This is a genomic window from Brevibacterium gallinarum (assembly GCF_014836885.1).
GTDB classification, from domain to species: domain Bacteria; phylum Actinomycetota; class Actinomycetes; order Actinomycetales; family Brevibacteriaceae; genus Brevibacterium; species Brevibacterium gallinarum.
Genome location: NZ_JACSPY010000001.1, coordinates 418,271 through 435,519, shown reverse-complemented (window position 1 = coordinate 435,519; position 17,249 = coordinate 418,271). Strand labels below are relative to the sequence as shown.

15 protein-coding genes are annotated in these 17,249 nt (G+C 67.0%); 4 read left to right on the top strand and 11 right to left on the bottom strand.

Annotated features, from left to right (window positions below):
• Positions 1-46: 46 nt before the first annotated feature.
• Entirely contained in the window at positions 47-1,330 is a 1,284-nt protein-coding gene (locus H9634_RS02170; protein WP_191725154.1) for a pyridoxal phosphate-dependent aminotransferase, read from the bottom strand.
• A gap of 117 nt (positions 1,331-1,447) precedes the next feature.
• Between H9634_RS02170 and H9634_RS02165 the strand changes: the two genes are divergently transcribed.
• Positions 1,448-2,344, top strand: a complete 897-nt coding sequence (locus tag H9634_RS02165) for a MurR/RpiR family transcriptional regulator (RefSeq protein ID WP_191725153.1) — start codon at positions 1,448-1,450, stop codon at positions 2,342-2,344.
• 106 nt (positions 2,345-2,450) lie between these two features.
• Here the strand turns inward: H9634_RS02165 and H9634_RS02160 are convergent, their stop codons facing one another.
• The 4 genes from H9634_RS02160 to dxr form a co-directional block, all read right to left on the bottom strand.
• The gene (locus tag H9634_RS02160) at positions 2,451-3,461 is read right to left on the bottom strand and encodes a TAXI family TRAP transporter solute-binding subunit (RefSeq protein WP_191725152.1); all 1,011 of its coding nucleotides are present in this window, start codon (positions 3,459-3,461) and stop codon (positions 2,451-2,453) included.
• A 138-nt stretch (positions 3,462-3,599) separates the two neighbouring features.
• A complete protein-coding gene (locus H9634_RS02155) occupies positions 3,600-4,904 on the bottom strand; it encodes a type III PLP-dependent enzyme domain-containing protein (protein ID WP_318244971.1) in 1,305 nt (434 codons plus the stop codon).
• Between the two features lie 159 nt (positions 4,905-5,063).
• Positions 5,064-6,545: a M50 family metallopeptidase gene (locus H9634_RS02150; protein WP_191725151.1), complete on the bottom strand. Its 1,482-nt coding sequence runs from the start codon at positions 6,543-6,545 to the stop codon at positions 5,064-5,066.
• On the bottom strand, positions 6,542-7,801 hold the full coding sequence (gene dxr / locus H9634_RS02145; protein WP_191725150.1) for a 1-deoxy-D-xylulose-5-phosphate reductoisomerase: 1,260 nt from the start codon (positions 7,799-7,801) through the stop codon (positions 6,542-6,544). Before dxr ends, H9634_RS02150 begins: the two co-directional genes overlap by 4 nt.
• An 81-nt stretch (positions 7,802-7,882) precedes the next feature.
• Between dxr and H9634_RS02140 the strand changes: the two genes are divergently transcribed.
• Both H9634_RS02140 and H9634_RS02135 read left to right on the top strand, forming a co-directional pair.
• Entirely contained in the window at positions 7,883-9,088 is a 1,206-nt protein-coding gene (locus H9634_RS02140) for an acyl-CoA dehydrogenase family protein (protein ID WP_175292849.1), read from the top strand.
• Positions 9,089-9,605: 517 nt separating this feature from the next.
• Positions 9,606-10,091, top strand: a complete 486-nt coding sequence (locus tag H9634_RS02135; protein WP_191725149.1) for a hypothetical protein — start codon at positions 9,606-9,608, stop codon at positions 10,089-10,091.
• Between the two features lie 123 nt (positions 10,092-10,214).
• Here the strand turns inward: H9634_RS02135 and H9634_RS02130 are convergent, their stop codons facing one another.
• The 4 genes from H9634_RS02130 to rlmN all read right to left on the bottom strand — a co-directional run bounded on the left by H9634_RS02130 (position 10,215) and on the right by rlmN (position 14,140).
• Entirely contained in the window at positions 10,215-11,390 is a 1,176-nt protein-coding gene (locus tag H9634_RS02130; protein ID WP_191725148.1) for a hypothetical protein, read from the bottom strand.
• Positions 11,391-11,503: 113 nt separating this feature from the next.
• Positions 11,504-12,181 (bottom strand): hypothetical protein, encoded by a 678-nt coding sequence (locus H9634_RS02125; RefSeq protein ID WP_191725147.1) that lies wholly within the window; start codon positions 12,179-12,181, stop codon positions 11,504-11,506.
• Positions 12,171-12,728 (bottom strand): DivIVA domain-containing protein, encoded by a 558-nt coding sequence (locus tag H9634_RS02120; RefSeq protein WP_175292852.1) that lies wholly within the window; start codon positions 12,726-12,728, stop codon positions 12,171-12,173. Before H9634_RS02120 ends, H9634_RS02125 begins: the two co-directional genes overlap by 11 nt.
• A gap of 44 nt (positions 12,729-12,772) precedes the next feature.
• Positions 12,773-14,140, bottom strand: coding sequence for a 23S rRNA (adenine(2503)-C(2))-methyltransferase RlmN (gene rlmN, locus H9634_RS02115; protein ID WP_191725146.1), 1,368 nt, complete (start codon positions 14,138-14,140; stop codon positions 12,773-12,775).
• Between the two features lie 161 nt (positions 14,141-14,301).
• On the opposite strand from rlmN, the gene H9634_RS02110 reads away from it, so the two are divergent.
• Positions 14,302-14,547: a hypothetical protein gene (locus H9634_RS02110; RefSeq protein ID WP_191725145.1), complete on the top strand. Its 246-nt coding sequence runs from the start codon at positions 14,302-14,304 to the stop codon at positions 14,545-14,547.
• A 136-nt stretch (positions 14,548-14,683) separates the two neighbouring features.
• On the opposite strand, the gene H9634_RS02105 is transcribed toward H9634_RS02110, so the two are convergent.
• Positions 14,684-16,063: an FAD-binding oxidoreductase gene (locus H9634_RS02105; RefSeq protein ID WP_191725144.1), complete on the bottom strand. Its 1,380-nt coding sequence runs from the start codon at positions 16,061-16,063 to the stop codon at positions 14,684-14,686.
• On the bottom strand, positions 16,060-17,244 hold the full coding sequence (locus tag H9634_RS02100) for a phosphatidate cytidylyltransferase (protein ID WP_191725143.1): 1,185 nt from the start codon (positions 17,242-17,244) through the stop codon (positions 16,060-16,062). Before H9634_RS02100 ends, H9634_RS02105 begins: the two co-directional genes overlap by 4 nt.
• Positions 17,245-17,249: the final 5 nt, after the last annotated feature.

Sequence of the window (17,249 nt, the reverse complement as noted above, 5' to 3'; positions counted from 1 at the left end):
ACTGCGCTGACCGGAAGCCGTGGTCCGTCCAGCACGCGGCAGGCACTCACACCCGTTCCCATTCCCGATCCGCGCCTTCCGAATCGATGCTCAGATCGGCGAGCGCATCGCCGAGGCGATCGAGGGCACTGCGAATCCACGGCAGCTCGAGTGGATCAGCTGACTCCATCGCCCGCCACCGCTCTTCCGTGGTGGATCCGTACAGCAGGCTCGTGGCAACGCGAAAACGGAGCGCGGCGGGATCGTCACCGAACGCTGCCCCGCTGAGCATGCCGATGCCGTATGTCTCCAGCAGATGATCGGACACCGCCTCCGCACCGGTGACGCCGCGTCGTCTGAGCGCAGTCTCGAAACTGCCGAGATCCGGGTACTGGTAGAACGCAGCGGCAGGAGTCCGTGCGACGGCTCCAGCTGAGCGGAATATCTCGTGGACGCCGAGGCTCACTGATCGATGCAGGGTCCGCGCCCGGGCGACGTGCGCTGACACCTCTGGCGGTTCGCTCAGAATCCAGCAGGCCGCTTCCTGCATCGGAGTCGCCATGTTCGACCACACTTCGCTGGCGACTCCGATGAGCTCGTCGCGAACCGCGGCCCCCTCGTCAGTCGCGGGGACGCGTGCGAAGCCGACACGCCATCCTCCCAGCGCCATGCTCTTCGACAGGCCGCTCGTGACGAAGGTGCGGTCCGGCAGAAAATCTGCTGGGGTGCAGAAGGACGTCGCGTCGTAGGCGAGATCGCGGTAGATCTCATCGGACACGATGGTGATGCCGTTGGCAGCGGCGATCCGGCAGACGGCCTCGACTGTCGCTGCTGGAGCGACGGTTCCCGTCGGGTTGTCGGGGATCGTGAGGATGAGGATGCCGGGGTCAGCTCCGTGTCGGCGCGCCTCGTCGAGTCGGTGCTGCAGCTTGCCGGGGTCCGGCACCCCGCCCGCATCGCGCGGTATATCGACCCAGATGGTCTTCTTGCCCGCGAGAGCAGCCTGCGCCGCGTAGCTCACCCATGACGGGCGCGGCAGCACGACATCGCCCGGAAGGCTCTGGATGAGCGCGTACAGCAGTGCCTTGCTTCCGGGGGCCGGCAGCACCTGCTCCGGATGCGTTGCACGCCCCCGCCGGTCGAAATACCCGGCGATCTGGGTACGGAGATCCTCTGATCCGGCCACCGGACCATAATCAGTGCGCGAGGCTGCAGAGGCCAGCACTTCGGCTGCCTCGGGCAGTACGGGAATGCCGGCCTCACCGAATCCGAGGTGGACGACCGTCTCTCCGCGGGCGCGACGCTGGGCGATCTTCTCATTGATGGCCAACGTCGCCGAGTGCTTGATCATCGTCGATCAACCGAACCTTCTGTGCAATAGAATTTGCAGATTGAACTAAGTCTGCCAATTCGATATCGATTGGGCAAGGGGTCGGTTCGCAGCGCGGACAGATGGGAGGATTGAGCTATGACCGACGATGGTGCGCACGCATGCGAAGCCCCGGCGACCTTCGAAGAGCTCGCCGATGTTCTCTCCCGGCGATTGGCGAGTATGTCGAGGGCGCAGAAGGCAGTCGGGCAGCGCATTCTGTCCGACCCTGAGGGCGTTGCGTTCATGACGGTCACCGAGCTCGCCCAGAGTGCTGGGGTGAATGAGGCGACTGTTGTGCGCGTGGCGAGAAGCCTGGGGTTCGACGGGTATCCCGGTCTGGTCAAGCTGTGCCGCGTGAGGCTGCAGAGCCAAGCGCAGCTGATCCGGCGGTTCTCTTCGCTCGAATCGCTGGATGATGCCGGGCGCTCACTGCTCGAAGTCTCCGCGCAGTTCGATCAAGCGAACATCGCCCGGAGCATGGCGCGCATCGACGAGCCCGACTGGGAGCGGGCAGTCGCGGCACTTGCCGAGTCGCTTCGTGTGCACATTGTCGGCATGCGGAAGTGTGCGCCGGTGGCAGGTCTGCTCGGCTACCTCCTCGACCTGGTGCGCGACGATGTGCGAGTGCTCCACGGCGCTGACGGCTCCCTCACCGACCAGCTGAGGGACATCAGAGCAGGCGACTGCGTCGTCGCCGTCTCCATCCAGCGGTATGCCCGTGCCACCGTCGAGGCGTTTTCGTGGGCGGCAGCTCAGGGCGCTTCGACAATCGCGCTGACAGACAACCCGTCCTCACCGCTCACGCACCACGCTCAGACGGTCTTCTATGTCGAGACCACCGGCGCGTCCGTCATGCGCTCCGTCACAGCGCTGGTCACCGTGGTGCAGACGCTCGCCGCAGCGACGGCAGCCTCGCAGAGCCGTCAGTCGCGGCGGTCGCTTGAGACGCGCGAGCAGCTGCTCGAGAGCTTCGACGTCTACCACTCCGAGTAGCCGCACTGCGGCGGGCCTAGCGCAGGCGGCCCCGAACACACAGGAATGCGGGGAGCTTCCAGATGGAAACTCCCCGCATTCGGATTGCGCTGGGCACTCGCCACCGTCACTCGGTGCTGATGCCCTGTTCGTCGAAGTACTTCTTGGCGCCCGGGTGCAGCTCCACGTCACCGCGGCCGAGCAGAGCGTCCTCGGTCTTGATGAGCTTGCCCTGTGCCAGGGAGATGTCTCCGGCCTTCTCGTAGATCGCCTTGGTGATGCCGTAGGCATCCTCTTCGCTGACCTGGTTGGTCGAGGCGACGATCGTGGCGAACACGGTCACGGTCTGCACGTCTTCAGGGGCGAAGTCGTAGGAACCGCCCGGGATGACGTAGCTTTCGTACTGCGATTCGCCGGCGATCTGGTCGGCCTTCTCCTTGTCCAGCGACAGCAGCTTGACATCAGCATTGGCTGCCAGCTCCGACAGCGATGCCGCCGGGACGCCGAGGATCTCGATCGAGGCGTCGATGTTGCCGTCCTGAAGCTTCGAGCGGGCATCGGCGAAGCTCTCCTCGAAGGGCTCGTAGTCGCCGTCTTCGAAGCCGTAGGCATCGAGGATGAGCTTGGCGACGGCCGCAGTGCCCGAACCGGGGGCGCCGACGGCGATCTTCTTGCCCTTGAGATCTTCGATCGACTCGAAGCCGCTGTCCTCCAGCGTGATGACCTGTGCGGCCTCGGGGTACAGCTGGCCGATCCAGCCGATGTTCTCCAGCGGCTGTCCGAGCTCTTCGAACTCGCCGGAGCCGCTCACAGCGTCGTGGGCGGTGTTGTTCTGGGTGAACGCCAGCTGGGCTTCGCCCTTGGCGATGCGGCCGAGGTTGTCCACCGAGCCGTCGGTCTCCACAGCGTTGACCGTGAGACCCTCGACTTCGTTCTGGAAGATGCGGGAGTACTCATTGCCCAGCGGGTAGTACACGCCTGCGGTGCCGCCGGTGGCGAAGGTGAGGTCCTGGGTGAAGTCCTCGGCCGGTTCGCCGCCTCCGTTGCCGCCACCGCCGCCGGCGCCGCCGCATGCGCTCAGTACAAGTGCTGCAGCGGACATGATTGCCGCCGCGCGTCCTACGAGTCCGATCTTCATACCGGGTTCGCTCCTTCTGTGGTTTCCGTTTCTCACCTGCGGTGGTTACCGCTGCGGCCGGTGGGCCGCATGAGCTGTCAGGCGGCGGTGCAGCGCGGTGCTGCGTCCGCCGGATGCCGGTGGCTGCCGGACCGGCTGCTACCAGCTGGAGTCAACGTCGCCTCCTGCCTCAACGACCACCTCGTCGATGGTCTGCTGGCGCCTGAGGGTGACCCAGGCCACTGCGCCGTCCTTCTCTCTGTATCCGTAGACGGCAGGACGTGGCAAGGCGTTGTAGGAAAATGAGTTGGAAAAGTAATACGCGCCGACGTCGTGGATGGCGATGACATCGCCTTCGCGGATGAGCGGCAGCGAGCGCTGGTGGGCGATGATGTCGCCGGAGAAGCAGCAGGGACCGGCAACGTCCTGCACGCAGACCTCGTCCTCACGTTCCTCGCCTGCCGGGTCGAGCACGCTGACCCGCAGCGGCCAGGCGTTGGGCATGAAGATCGTGCGAGCTGCGACCTGCGCGCCGGCATGGCAGACGGCGATCGGCCGGCCGCCGACGACCTTGGTCGACTCGACCCGGGTGAGCATCGTACCGGACTTGGCCAGCAGGGAGCGGCCGAACTCGGTGATGATCCCGAAGGTGCCGTCGAAGAGCTCGGGAACCTCGGCATCGAGCGCGGCCCGGTAGTCGGCGAAGCTCGGGGTGTGTGCGTCGGAGTCGAAGTTGACCGGCAGCCCGCCGCCGATGTCGATGTGGGTGATCTGCTGGCGGCCGATCGCTGCGTGGATGTCGGCGACGAGGTCGACGACGGCGCGCACGCCGGCAGCCATCGAGGACAGGGCCATGCCCTGGGACCCGGAGTGGACGTGGATCTGGTTGAGCCACGGACGGGAGGCATAGGCGTCGATGATCGCCTGCCGGGAGCCTTCGTCGCGCAGCGGAATGCCGAACTTCGACGTCGGGGTCGCTGTCGACATCTCCTCGATCGCGCCGGCACCCAGCTGCGGGTTGATGCGCACCCCGATCCGGCCCTTGGGGGTCGCGCCGCCCAAGTGCTCGTCGATGCGGGCGAGTTCGGTGAAGTTGTCGAGGTTCATCGCCACGCCGAGGTCTAAGGCGGTGTCGATGTCGTGACGGGTCTTGGCCGGGGAGTCGAAGACGATCCGGTCAGGGGTGAACCCGGCCAGCTGCGCCATCTTGAGCTCACCGGGGCTGGCCACCTCGCAGCCGGCGCCGAGCTCGGCCAGATGGCGCATCATCGGCACGAGGGTCACCGCCTTCGCGGCGACCGCGTGGGTGACCGGCGACGGGGAGTCGAAGGCCGCCTCAGCGGCGTGGAACAGCTCGTCGAGGGTGTCGAGGTCGACCAAGCCGATGATCGGGTAGTCGGCCGGGAGCATCTCCCGGGCCAAGGCGTCGGACATCGCGGTCGCGCGCCGCTGAGCGTGGTGCACTGGGCTCCCTGTACGTCGGTGGTGATGATCCCGGCGGCCGGAGACCGTCCGCCGGTGGAATCATCGTAACCTCTCACACAGCTGCCAGCTGCGGTTCAGGAAATCCGGTGGCTACAGTTCGCTAACGATTGCCGTCCCTGATGGAAGCGATTGCCATAGCTATTGGAACAGCATGACGGGTTTGACGATGTCGACGTAGACGAGCAGCACCGTCATGCACAGCATGAGCCCGATGACGACGTAGGTCAGCGGCAGCAGCCGCGCGGTGTCGAAGGGGCCGATCACACCTCGGCCGCGGGCCAGGTTGATGCGCCGGCGGGCTCCTTCGTAGAGCGCGACGGCGATGTGCCCGCCGTCAAGCGGCAGCAGCGGGATCATGTTGAACGCGAAGAGGAACAGGTTGAGCGAGCCGAGCAGCCCGAGGCCGGTGACGACCTTTCCGGTCACGTCGATCTGATCGGTCGAGACGATCTCGCCGGCGACCCGGCCGACGCCGACCATGCCCATGATGCCCTCCGGGTCGCGCTCCTGGTCAGTGGTGGCGACCTGGACGATGTCGACGAGCTTGACCGGCAGGGTCGCCAGCGCGGTGAAGGTCCGGCCGAGCGCCTGACCGATCTGGCCGGGGAACTCCGTCAGCGGGATCGGCTGGTACTCCCGGGCGGGGCCGATGCCGAGGAAGCCGACGGTCTCGGTGACGAGTTCGCCGCTGCCGTCGCGCTGGAGTTCGCGGCTGTCGGTGTAGACGGGCCGTTCGGCGGCGATGATCCTCGTCGGGATCCACACCTGCGCGCCGTCGCGTTCGACGACGATCTCGACTTCCCTGCCGGCCAGCCCGCGGATCTCGGTCGTGATGTCATCCCAGGTCTCCATCGGCTTGCCGCCGATCGACAGCACCCTGTCGCCGGGGGCGATCCCGACCTCGGCGGCAGGGGTCGGCTGGTCACCGGGCAGACAGCGGTCCTGGTCAGCCGGTGCGCGCTCGGCCATCTCGCTGGCCGGCACCGCGCATTCGGACACGGTCGACACGGTGGTGCCGAGTGTGGGCACACCGACGCCGAGCAGCATGATGCCGAGGATGAGGATGCCCAGCAGCAGGTTGACGAGCGGGCCGCCGAACATGACGGCGAGCCGCTTGGGCACCGAGAGGGCGTAGAAGGTGCGGTGCTCCTCGCCGGGTTCGATGAATTGGTTGGAGTATTCGCGGGCGTCGTCCATCGTGCGCTCGAACATCCGCGGCTTCCGGGCTGCCCTCCGGACGGAAGCCGACGCGCCGGCGGCATCGGCGTGCGCGCCGACGCCGGCGGGTTCCCGGTCCTCGTGGCCGCCGGTCGCCTCGCTCACGATGCCCGAGGCGTCGGTCGCCCCGTGCGCGGCGGCGACCGTGGTGTGAGTGGCGTGCGTGGGCGGGTACATGCCGGGCATTGCGATGAATCCGCCCAGCGGCAGCGCTTTGATGCCGTATTCGGTCTCCCCGCGGCGGCGGGAGAACAGGGTGGGCCCGAAGCCGACCATGTAGTGGGTGACTTTGACGCCGAACTTCTTGGCCGGGATGAGGTGGCCGAGTTCGTGCAGGGCGATCGAGATGGACACGCCGATGAGGATGAGGACGATGCCCAGGGCGTAGAGCAGACCGGTCATGCGCGCGCCTCCTCGGCAGCGGTGGGCTGCAGCCAGCCGGCGATGAACGCGCGTGCACTGCGGTCGGCTGCCAGCACCGTCTCCAGGGTCAGCGCAGCGGCGTCTGTCCCGTTCCCGAGGTGGTTCTCGCCGTTCCCGAGGTGGTCGTCGAGTGCGGCGGCGATCCCCTCGGCGATCTGCGGGAAGGTGATCGTGCCTGCGTGGAAGGCGGCGACGAGCTCTTCGTTGGCGGCGTTGTAGACCGCTGGTGCCGTCCCGCCGGCCCGGCCGGCCCGGACGGCCAGTCGGAGGGCTGGGAAGTTGGCGTCATCGACGGGTTCGAAGGTCCAGGAGCTGGCGGCGTCGAAGGGCTCGGGTGCGGTGGCTCCGGCGATGCGGGTGGTGGTGCCGTCAGGCTCGGTGCCGAGTGCGTAGGCGATCGGCAGCTTCATGTCCGGGGGTGAGACCTGGGCGATCGTCGAACCATCGACGAACTCGACCATCGAGTGGATGCGGCTCTGCGGGTGGACCACAGCGGTGATGCGGTCGTAGTCGATGCCGAAGAGCAGATGCGCTTCGATCACCTCCAGGCCCTTGTTCACCAGGGTCGCGGAGTTCGTCGTGATGACGGTGCCCATGTTCCACGTCGGGTGGGCGAGTGCTTGTTCGGGGGTGACGGCTGCCAGCTCGTCTGCGCTCATCCCGCGGAAGGGACCTCCGGAGGCGGTGATGATGAGCCGGGCGACCTCATCGCGGCGGCCGGCGCGCAGCGCCTGGGCGATCGCCGAATGCTCGCTGTCGACGGGGATGAGCTGGGCTGCGTTCTCCTCAGCGGTGCGCAGCACGAGCTCACCGCCGATGATGAGGGACTCCTTGTTCGCCAAGGCGACATCGGTGCCTGATGCGAGGGCCGCCAGCGTCGATGTCAGACCGGCGGCACCGGTGACAGCGTTGAGCACGACATCGGCGGGCTCGGCTGCCAACCGGGCCGACGCCTCGGGACCGGTGAAGATCGTCTCGACTGCCACCTGCGCGCCGAGCTGCTCGGCGCGTGCCTCCAGCAGCCGTCTGAGCTGGGCTTCTCCCCCAGCAGGCGGGGTGGCGACGGCCAGCGCGCGGGCCCCGGTGCGGATCGCCTGGTCGACCGCGGCGTCGACATTCGACCCCGCTCCGATGCCGGTGACGGCGAATCTGGCGGGGTTGGCGGCGATGACTTCGAGGGCCTGGGTGCCGACCGAGCCAGTGGCCCCCAGTACAATGACATTACGTACCTTCACGGTGACAGATCATCTCATTGTTTTCTTAGAACGCGATGACACGTGCGCTCACTGATGCCCCACGAGGAGAGGAACTCGACGATGAGCAAAACCATGACCCCTGACGAGATTCTGGCGATCGATTCGGTCTTCGAGAAGGAGGACCTCGAATGGGCGGGCATCGTCCGCAAGTGGCTGGACGAGAACGTCCGGGAGAAGATCGGCGACTGGTACCTCGAAGGCACGATCCCGGCTCGTGAGCTCGCAGAGCAGCTCGGTGAGCTCGGCGTGCTCGGCATGCACCTGGAAGGCTACGGCTGCGGCGGAGCGACCGCCACCCAGTACGGCCTGGCCTGCCGTGAGCTCGAAGCCATCGACTCGGGTCTGCGTTCGCTGGTGAGCGTGCAGGGCTCGCTGGCGATGTTCGCCATCCACAACTGGGGTTCTGAGGAGCAGAAGGAGGAATGGCTGCCGCAGATGGCCGCCGGCAAGAAGCTCGGCTGCTTCGGCCTGACCGAACCGGATGTCGGTTCGGACCCGGCTGGCATGAAGACCCGCGCGACCAAGGACGGCTCCGACTGGATCCTCAACGGCGCGAAGATGTGGATCACCAACTCCCCGGTCTCCGATGTCTGCGTCGTGTGGGCCAAGACCGAGGAAGAGGACGAGAAGGGCCGCCCGGTCGTCCGCGGTTTCGTCGTTCCCACCGACACCCCGGGCGTCGAGGTGCCTGAGGTCAAGCGCAAGCTGTCGCTGCGCGCCTCGATCACCGGTGAGATCGTGCTCGACAACGTTCGTCTGCCGGAATCGGCGATGCTGCCGAAGGCCAAGGGGCTCAAGGGGCCGCTGTCCTGCCTGTCCGAGGCCCGCTACGGCATCGTCTTCGGCGTCACCGGTGCTGCCCGTGACTCGATCCTCTCCGCACTGGAGTACACCGGCACCCGCATCCAGTTCAACCGTCCGCTGTCGTCGTTCCAGATCACGCAGCAGAAGCTGGCGAAGGCCTTCGGCCAGTACTCGTCGATCACGCTGCTGGCTGCCCACCTCGGCAAGCTCAAGGACACCGTCGGTGTGCGCCCGGAGCAGATCTCGCTGGGCAAGATGGTCAACGTCGACACCGCGATGAACATCGCCCGTGACCTGCGCGCCACCTTCGGCGGCTCGGGCATCACGAGCGAATACTCGCCGCTGCGCCACGCCATCAACCTCGAGACCGTCCTCACCTACGAGGGCACCCACGAGGTGCACCAGCTGACGCTCGGCCGTGCGATGACCGGCATCAACGCCTTCGCCAACTACGAGGGCTGATCAGCTGACAGGCATCACGGCCCCGGTGACTCCGCGCGAGTCACCGGGGCCGTTGTCGTTTCGACTGAGGTGGGTGGCGTTCTCGCGATCTGCTGCCGCCAAGGTGCGGATTGCTCCGCGTATTGTGGGAGCGAGGGATCGGATGAGGGAGTTTCCACGATGTCAGTGACGAATGCGTGTGCGCTATGAAGCTCTGGCCGCGCGTCAGACACGTGTGGGTTGTGTCAGTTGAACGCGACACGTCGACTCCCGGAGGTACGGTCCGGGCATTTCGCCATTATGACGATGCGGACGACTGTGCTGATGAGATCGTGCTGCCCGAGGGAGAAGCGAACGACATCCTCCTCGCTGAGATTCCCGTATCAGACACGGTGGACCACAGAACTCACGAGCTGTGGTAGTCGAATTCTGGCACGAAGACGAGCTCATGGGGTGGGACTCTGCGCAGCCGGACGCGGCATCCGCGAATCACCGCAGAGCTGAACTTACGACTTCTGATCCGGGTTCCGAGGTTCGCGTGAGCCGGGTGCCGTTCTCTGAACGCTTCGGTGTTCCCGCCGATAACAGCCAGTCTCGCACCGCCCAGCAAGCGTCGGATCGGCGACGCTGGGGATTCCGCTGGCCCACGAAACCGGAATTGTCCTCCATCCGGCTCTGGCCGAGAGCGAAACACCTGTGGGTGGTGTCGATTGAACGCGACCATTCTCCACCTTGGAGGACGATACGGGCGTTCCGCTGTTCTGAGGATGCGAAGCTCTATGTTGAGCATCGTGTCCTGCCCGAGGGCGAAGTGACGGGTATCTCCATCTCCGAGATACCTGTGGCGGCCCAGGTGCACCGCGGGGCTCAAGAGGTGTGGATCGTCGAGCACTGGCACGACAACGAGCTGATGGGTTTCGACTCGGCGCAGCCGGACGCGGCATCTGCGAAACGACGCGCAGCTGACGTCGCGGCTGCTCATCCGCGTTCCGATGTACGTGTGAGCCGGGTGCCTGTCGGCTGACGCTCCATCCTTCGCCGCTGACCGGCGGGCTGTCACCACCAAACCTCTGTTCGCCAGCTGGTGCCTGGCAGTCCCGGGCGGGCTACGACCTCAGGACGGACGACCGTGTCCAGCAGGTTCCGCTCAGCCCGGCACCCCGTCCTGGCGCTGCCTGCCGATGAGCATGCCGCAGGCGATGAGCATGAACACGATGACGAGCACGATCTCCAGCGCCTGCCGGCTGGTTGAGAGCGCGGCGCTGAGCACGAGCGGGATGAGCAGGCCGCTGGTCCGCGAGGCGATGCCCATGCCTGCGAAGCAGGCCCACGGGTGCACTGCGCTGAGGCTGGCCATGCGCGTGTTGAGGGATGAGGTGACGATCGCGGAGCTGATGAGCGGGCCGGTGAGGATGATGCCGGTGATGACCGCCCAGTTCCGCTCGATCCACAGGGCCCCGGAGATCCCGATCAGGGCGAGCAGCACCGCAGCGGCGAACTCGCGGTTGGTCCGGCGCATCGAGCCATGACCGAAGGCGGTCGCCGTTGCCATGGCGATGAGCTCGCGCATGACGAGTCCGACACCGATCGCAGCACCGAACTCCGGCAGCGCGAGTGGGAAGATCGAACTCGTCGTGATGAAGATGACAGACAGTGCTGAGGCCGACAGCGCCCCACGGGCCATGACCGACGACCGGCCGATCGCTGCGACCGAATAGACGATGGTGCGCAGCAGCGGCACCCGCTGCGTGACACGCCGGTCGCGGCTGGGCCCCGGCAGCCACCAGGCGGCGATGAGGATGCCGAGCCCGGTGGTCGCGACGATGATGAACAGCACGTGCGGCTGCTCAGCAGCCAGCGCCCACGTGATGAACAGGCCGGCTGCCAGTGCGCCGCCGCGCTGGATGAGGACGTTGATGCGCTGACCGTCGGCCTGCCGCTCCCCGAGCATCGAAGCGTAGTGCGCGAGCGCCGGAATGTAGATGAGGCTGGAGCAGCAGGCGTACAGGGCGCCGAAGATGACGATCCACCAGCCGGAGCCGGCGATGAGCAGCCCGATGGTGATGAGCAGGATGAGAATGCCGGAGGTGCCGATGACCCGCCGCAGGCCGAAGCGTTCGATCGCCGAGGCAGCCGGTGAGTCGAGCAGGATGCCCAGACCCATGTAGATCGTCACCGTCAGCGACGCCAGCCCGAGGTTCGGGGCCATGACGGCCAGGCCGGTGAGCATGAAGGAGTGGAAGCCGAAGTAGGTGCAGATGACGATGACGATCGCCCAATAGCGGCGCGCCCGCCGCGCCAGCTTCCGTCTGTCGATCGCCATGAGGATTACGGTAACACCGGGATCGAGGCCGTTCGGGACGCCTGTGATCGGCGGCACAGAGCCGATCGCGGCCCTCTCGCGAACCGTCCGGCCGCAATGTTGCTCTGCGGCGCTCAGCGGCTGAGGAACATCTCCACGGCGTTGAGGCTCTCAGCAGCGCTCAGGCTCACCCCGTCGAGCCGCAGCACCTCGCGGCCGGGGCCGATCTCTGCGGCAGCGGCGTGCTTGAACGCTGATTCCTTCATCAGCGCCCCGGCGTCGAGGGGTTTGCTCTCCGGCCCGTCGGCAAGCAGCTCGGTGCCCTCGAAGTGCGACCAGATCTTGCGGGTCTCGGTGTGCATGCCGGCCTTCGCAGCAGTCTGAGCGGCAGCATCGCCGTTGCTGCTGATGTGCTCACCTGCTTCCGCCGGCGCACCATCGATCGGGCGCAGCACCGGCGCAGTCTTCTTCTCCCCCGGCTTGAGTCCTTTGGCCCCGAGGACCACGCAGCTGCCCAGCCTGAGGGCGGCGAGCATCGCGAGGATGAGGGTGACCGGGCGCAACCCGTCGTCGATGACGACGAACGGCGGGGCCGGTTCGTGAACGGCGCGCAGGATGCCGGCGAACTTCGCCACCCGGTCGAGCGCGTCCTCATACGTCAGCGACACCTCGGCGTCGGCGAAGAAGACCTCGTCAGCCTGCCCTGCGACGATCGGGTAGTCGAGCAGCTCGAAGACGGGATTGAAGGTGCCCTTGTCCTTCGGTGAGTTCGTGCCCGGCTTGCGGAACCAGTGCAGCTGTTCAGTCGACACTGGCCATGACCTCGACGACCCGGTCGATGAACGCATCGACCTGGTCCTCGTCGTAGGCGCGGGTGCCCTTGCGGGTGCGGAAGAGCACGCGGCGGACCTCGTCGACGCTCATCGGCTTGCCCTGGGTGAAGTAGCCGTTGATGCGGTCGCACAGGTCGTCGACCTCTTCGACGTCGTAGCCGATCTGGCCCTTCTCCGGATGGTTGAACCGCTCCCCGTACTCACGCGCGAGGCGGCCGCGCAGCGAGCTGGCGGCTCGGGTGAGCTCCTTGACCCAGGCGTCCTCACCGGAGCTGGAGATGAGCCGGTCGCGGCTGCGTTTGGCGAAGGCGTCTTCGAGCCGGTCGAGGGCGGCGTCGACGACGCCGACGTGGTAGCCGTTGCGCACCAGGTCGAAGCCGACGGTGCGCACCGCACGCGCATCGAGATCACCGGGCTGCGGCGTGTCGGATTCGAAGGATTCGCGGGCCCGCTTGAAGAAGCTGTCGACCTGTGCGGGGTCGTACCCGTTCTTCCAACCCGACATCCTGGGGAAGTTCGTCTCCACGTCGCTCTCCTTGTGAATGCTGTGCGGTGCTTAAAGTGTAGCGCTCAGTCCTCTTCGGCCGTGGCAAGCTGGCCGCACGCCCCGTCGATGTCCTGACCTCGGGTGTCGCGGATCGTCGTCGGGATCCCGGCGTCCTGGAGGCGGCGCACGAACTCAGCGGCCACCTCGGGCTCGGATGCCGTCCACACCGAACCGGGGGTCGGGTTGAGCGGGATCGGGTTGACGTGCACCCAGCCGCGGCCGCGTGCGTTGAGCTTCTTGCCCAGCAGCTCGGCGCGCCAGGCGTGGTCGTTCATGTCCTTGATGAGCGCGTATTCGATGCTCACGCGCCGGCCGGTGACCTGGTAGTAGTTGTAGGCCGCGTCGATGGCCTCATCGACCTTCCAGCGGGTGTTGACCGGGATCATCTCATCGCGCAGCCCGTCGTCAGGGGCGTGGAGGCTGAGTGCGAAGGTCACCGGGATGTCCTCGGCGGCGAGCTTGTTGATGCCGGGCACCAGCCCGACGGTCGAGACGGTGATGCGGCGTGCTCCCATGCCCAGGCCGGCCGGGGCCGGGTCGACGAAGCGGCGCACGGCGTTGATGACGCGCTTGTAGTTGGCCAGCGGCTCGCCCATGCCCATGAACACGATGTTGGTCACGCGTTCAGCCTGGCCTGACGTGCGGGTGGTGCCCGCGCCCGAGGCGGTGGTGCCGCCGGCAGATCCGCTTCCCTGGGCGGGGGCCTCGCCCTGCTCCTCATCGGCCTCAGACCCGACAGCGGCGGCCGGGTTGCCGAGCATGTCGGTATCGGCTGAGGTGTCCTCGGCCAGTTCGCCTGCGGCGATGACCTGGTTGGCGCGGATGACCTGCTCGACGATCTCCGCGGTCGACATGTTCCGCGTCAGGCCCTGCTGGCCGGTGGCGCAGAACGGGCAGTTCATGCCGCAGCCGCACTGCGAGGACACGCACAGGGTGATGCGGTTGCGGTAGCGCATGAGCACCGATTCGACGAGCGCGCCGTCGAAGAGCCGCCACAGGAACTTGATGGTGTCGCCGTTGGAGGTGCGCAGCCGGCGCACCTCGCTCAGCAGCGGTGGGAAGAACCTCTCGGCCAGCTCAGCCCGCCGGTCCTTCGGCAGGTCGGTCATCGCCTCGGGATCGGTGGTGTGGTGGACGAAGTAATGGGTTGAGAGCTGCTTGGCGCGAAACGCCGGCAGGCCCATCTCAGTGACGGCGGCGATCCGCTCGTCCATCGACATGTCGGCCAGGTGGGTCGGCGGCTGGGTGACGCGCGGGGACTTGAAGTTCAGCAGCGGCCGGCCGTCACGCGTCGGGGTGCGCGAGGTGGTGCCGTCTGCGTGCTCGACGATGGGCCGCACCTGGCGGCGGGGCGGCCTGTTGGTCGGTGTGGAGGAGGTCTTCTCAGTCATGTCCTTCCAGTATCGCATGTGCAGGCTGGGCGATGTGTGAGAGCGGTCTGCTCTGCGCCCAGAAGCCTCAGATGCTGGTGACAGGTGGTCTCATCTGGCACGATGAAGGTTCCCGCACACGAAAGACGTGACCCCCATCTCTCACGAAAGACGTGATCCCCATGACAGGTCATGAGATCTTCCGTCTGGTCGCTGCCGTCGTCATGATCGGCACCGGCGTCTATCTGCTGTTCTCTTTCGACGGCTGGGATCAGCTCGTTGCTGCGCTGCAGATCCTCATCGGCACCATCATGGCCGTCGACATCCTCGCCCGCGCCCGCCGGCGCGGGCGTGGGTGCCGGGCAGACAGCCAGGTCCGGTCCGCACCTGCTCGCGAGCCCGGCACACCGGGCAACGACGAGGCGTGAGTATGACCCCAGACGGGTCCGCGGCGTCGTCCGCTTCCCTGGCGAGTGAGCGCCGCCATCTGCGGCGCAGCGATTGTGCCCAGCCATCCCCGCTATCGCCGCCGGCTCGGAGCAACCTCCGGTGACAGCGATCCGCTCAGGCCTCGACGCTGAAGACCTTGCCGGGATTCATGATGCCGTGCGGGTCGAGTGCGGTCTTGATCGCCCGGTGCATATCAAGGACGTCCTCGCTGAGCTCCCGTGACAGGCCCGGCTTCTTCAGCAGCCCGATGCCGTGCTCACCGGAGACCGTGCCGCCGGCTTCCAAGGCAACGGTGATGATCTCCTCGAATGCCGCCTGGGCGCGCTCGCGGGCGTCATCATCGCCGATCGGGGTGACGAGCAGCGGGTGCAGGTTGCCGTCGCCGGCGTGGGCGATCTGAGCGAGCACCGTGTCGTGCCTGCGGCCGATCTCCTGGATCTTCGCCAGCACCTCGGGCACCTTCGAGCGCGCCACGCAGATGTCCTCGGTCAGCACCGGGCCGAGCCGTTCGAGAGCCGGGTAGGCGAGCCTGCGGGCGGCGAAGAACGCATCGGCCTCCTCGGCGTCCTCGCTGATCGCAGCGAACGTGGCACCAGCGGACTCAAAGGCTGTCACAATGCCCTGGGCCTCGGCCTGCCCGGCAGCGCCCGGGACGTCGGTGGCGGCCAGCAGCAGCACCTCGGCCTCGGCCGAAAGCCCCATGTTCTTCCACTCATCAACCGCCTTGAGGCAGTAGGAGTCGACGAGTTCGAGAGCAGAGGGGATGATGCCGGCAGCAGTGACGTTGGCGACGGCCCGGCCGGCGTCGACGAGGCTGTCGAAGTAGCCGACGATCGCCCGGGAGTCCTGCGGCAGCGGCAGCAGACGCACGGTGATCTCAGTGACGATGCCCAACGTGCCCTCAGCGCCGATGATGAGCCCGCGCAGGTCGTAGCCGGCGGCGTTCTTCGCCGTTGTCTTGCCGACGCGCACGAGTCTGCCGGTGCCGGTGACGACTTCGAGGTTGAGGACGTATTCGCTCGTGACGCCGTATTTGACGCAGCACAGGCCGCCGGCGTTCGTCGCGACATTGCCGCCGATGGTCGACCAGGGTGCGCTGGCCGGGTCCGGTGGGTACCACAGGCCGTCCTCGGCCACCCGGGCGCGCAGGTCGTTGTTGACGACGCCGGGCTGCACGCGGGCGGTGCGCTCGACCGGGTCGACGTCGAGGATCTGGTTCATCGCATCGAAGCTGATGACCAGGCAGCCCTCAAGTGCGTTCGCCCCGCCGGACAGGCCGGTACCGGCGCCGCGGGCGACGACAGCCACGGAATGCTCGATCGCCCAGCGCACGGCGGCGAGCACCTCGGCGGTCTCGCGCGGGCGCACGACCGCCAGTGCCTGACCATATGGCGCCCATTCGGCCTCGTCGTGCAGATAGGAGGCCATGATGTCGGCATCGGTGATGATCGTCTCGGCCGGCAGGACCTGAGACAGGGAAGCAAGAAGGCTCATGTGATGAATCCAGGCAGGAAGGTGAAGAGGACGAGGGCAACCGGGGCGGTCGGCAGGATCGAGTCGAGACGGTCCATCACTCCCCCGTGCCCGGGCAGCAGGGTGCCCATGTCCTTGAGGTCGAGGTCGCGTTTGATCATCGATTCGGCGAAGTCGCCGAGAGTGGCGAAAGCCGGGATGATCGTGCCGAGCACGAGGCCGGTCCAGATCGGGGCATCGAAGACCCACAGCGCCACGCCGATGCCCACAGCGGTGGAGAAGACGGCAGAGCCCGCATAGCCCTCCCAGGACTTCTTCGGGCTGATCTTCGGGGCGATGGGATGCTTGCCCCACAGCACGCCGAAGGTGTAGCCGCCGATGTCGCTGGCGACGACGAGGGCGAGGAAGAGGATGACGAGCAGGTTGCCCTCAGGCTGGGTGAGGATGAAGACGACAGCGGAGGCCATGAGCCCCACATAGGTGAGGGCGAAGAGGCTCAGGCACACGTCCTTGACGGGGTTGGGCCGGCGTTCGAGCAGTGTGAACAGCAGGATCGCTCCGGCTCCGACGGTGAAGGCCACCCATAATGCCTCGCGACCAGCGAAGTACGTCGCCAGGATCATGAGGCCGGCAGCGGTGACCGTGGGGACGCGGGCGACGACGGAGCCGGAGCGTGAGAGCGCATTCGCCAGCTCCCACATGGCCACGACGACGCCGATGAGCACGATGACGACGAACGACGGCGGATAGAACAGCAGCGAGGCCAGCACTCCCCCGCCGAGCACCACGCCGACCGCGATCGCTGCCGGCAGATTGCGCCCCGCCCGCCCGTAGTCCTTCTGCTGCGGCTCGGCTGCAGTCGATGACCCCGGGACGGCCTCGGCTGCCGTTAGGGTGTCTGCGCTGGTGGCTTCGGCGGCCCTCTCGGCTACCGGGGTCGGGGTGACGAGCCCGTGCCCGTAGGCCGAGGCCGGCGGCGAGCCGACCACTGCCTGCGGCTGCGTCTCGACTGGCTGCGGCGCGTCCTTCGTCCCCGCGGCGCTGCTGCCGGTCCGGTGGGCCGGCAGTGCCGGCGCAGGCTGCACGACCGGCAGCTGACCAGTCCGGGCGGCCTCCTGCTCGGCCCTGATGGCATCACGACGACGCGGGAACTCCTGAGTGTAGAGTTCCCGCTTCTCGCCGTCGACTGGTTGCTGCGCCATCGCTG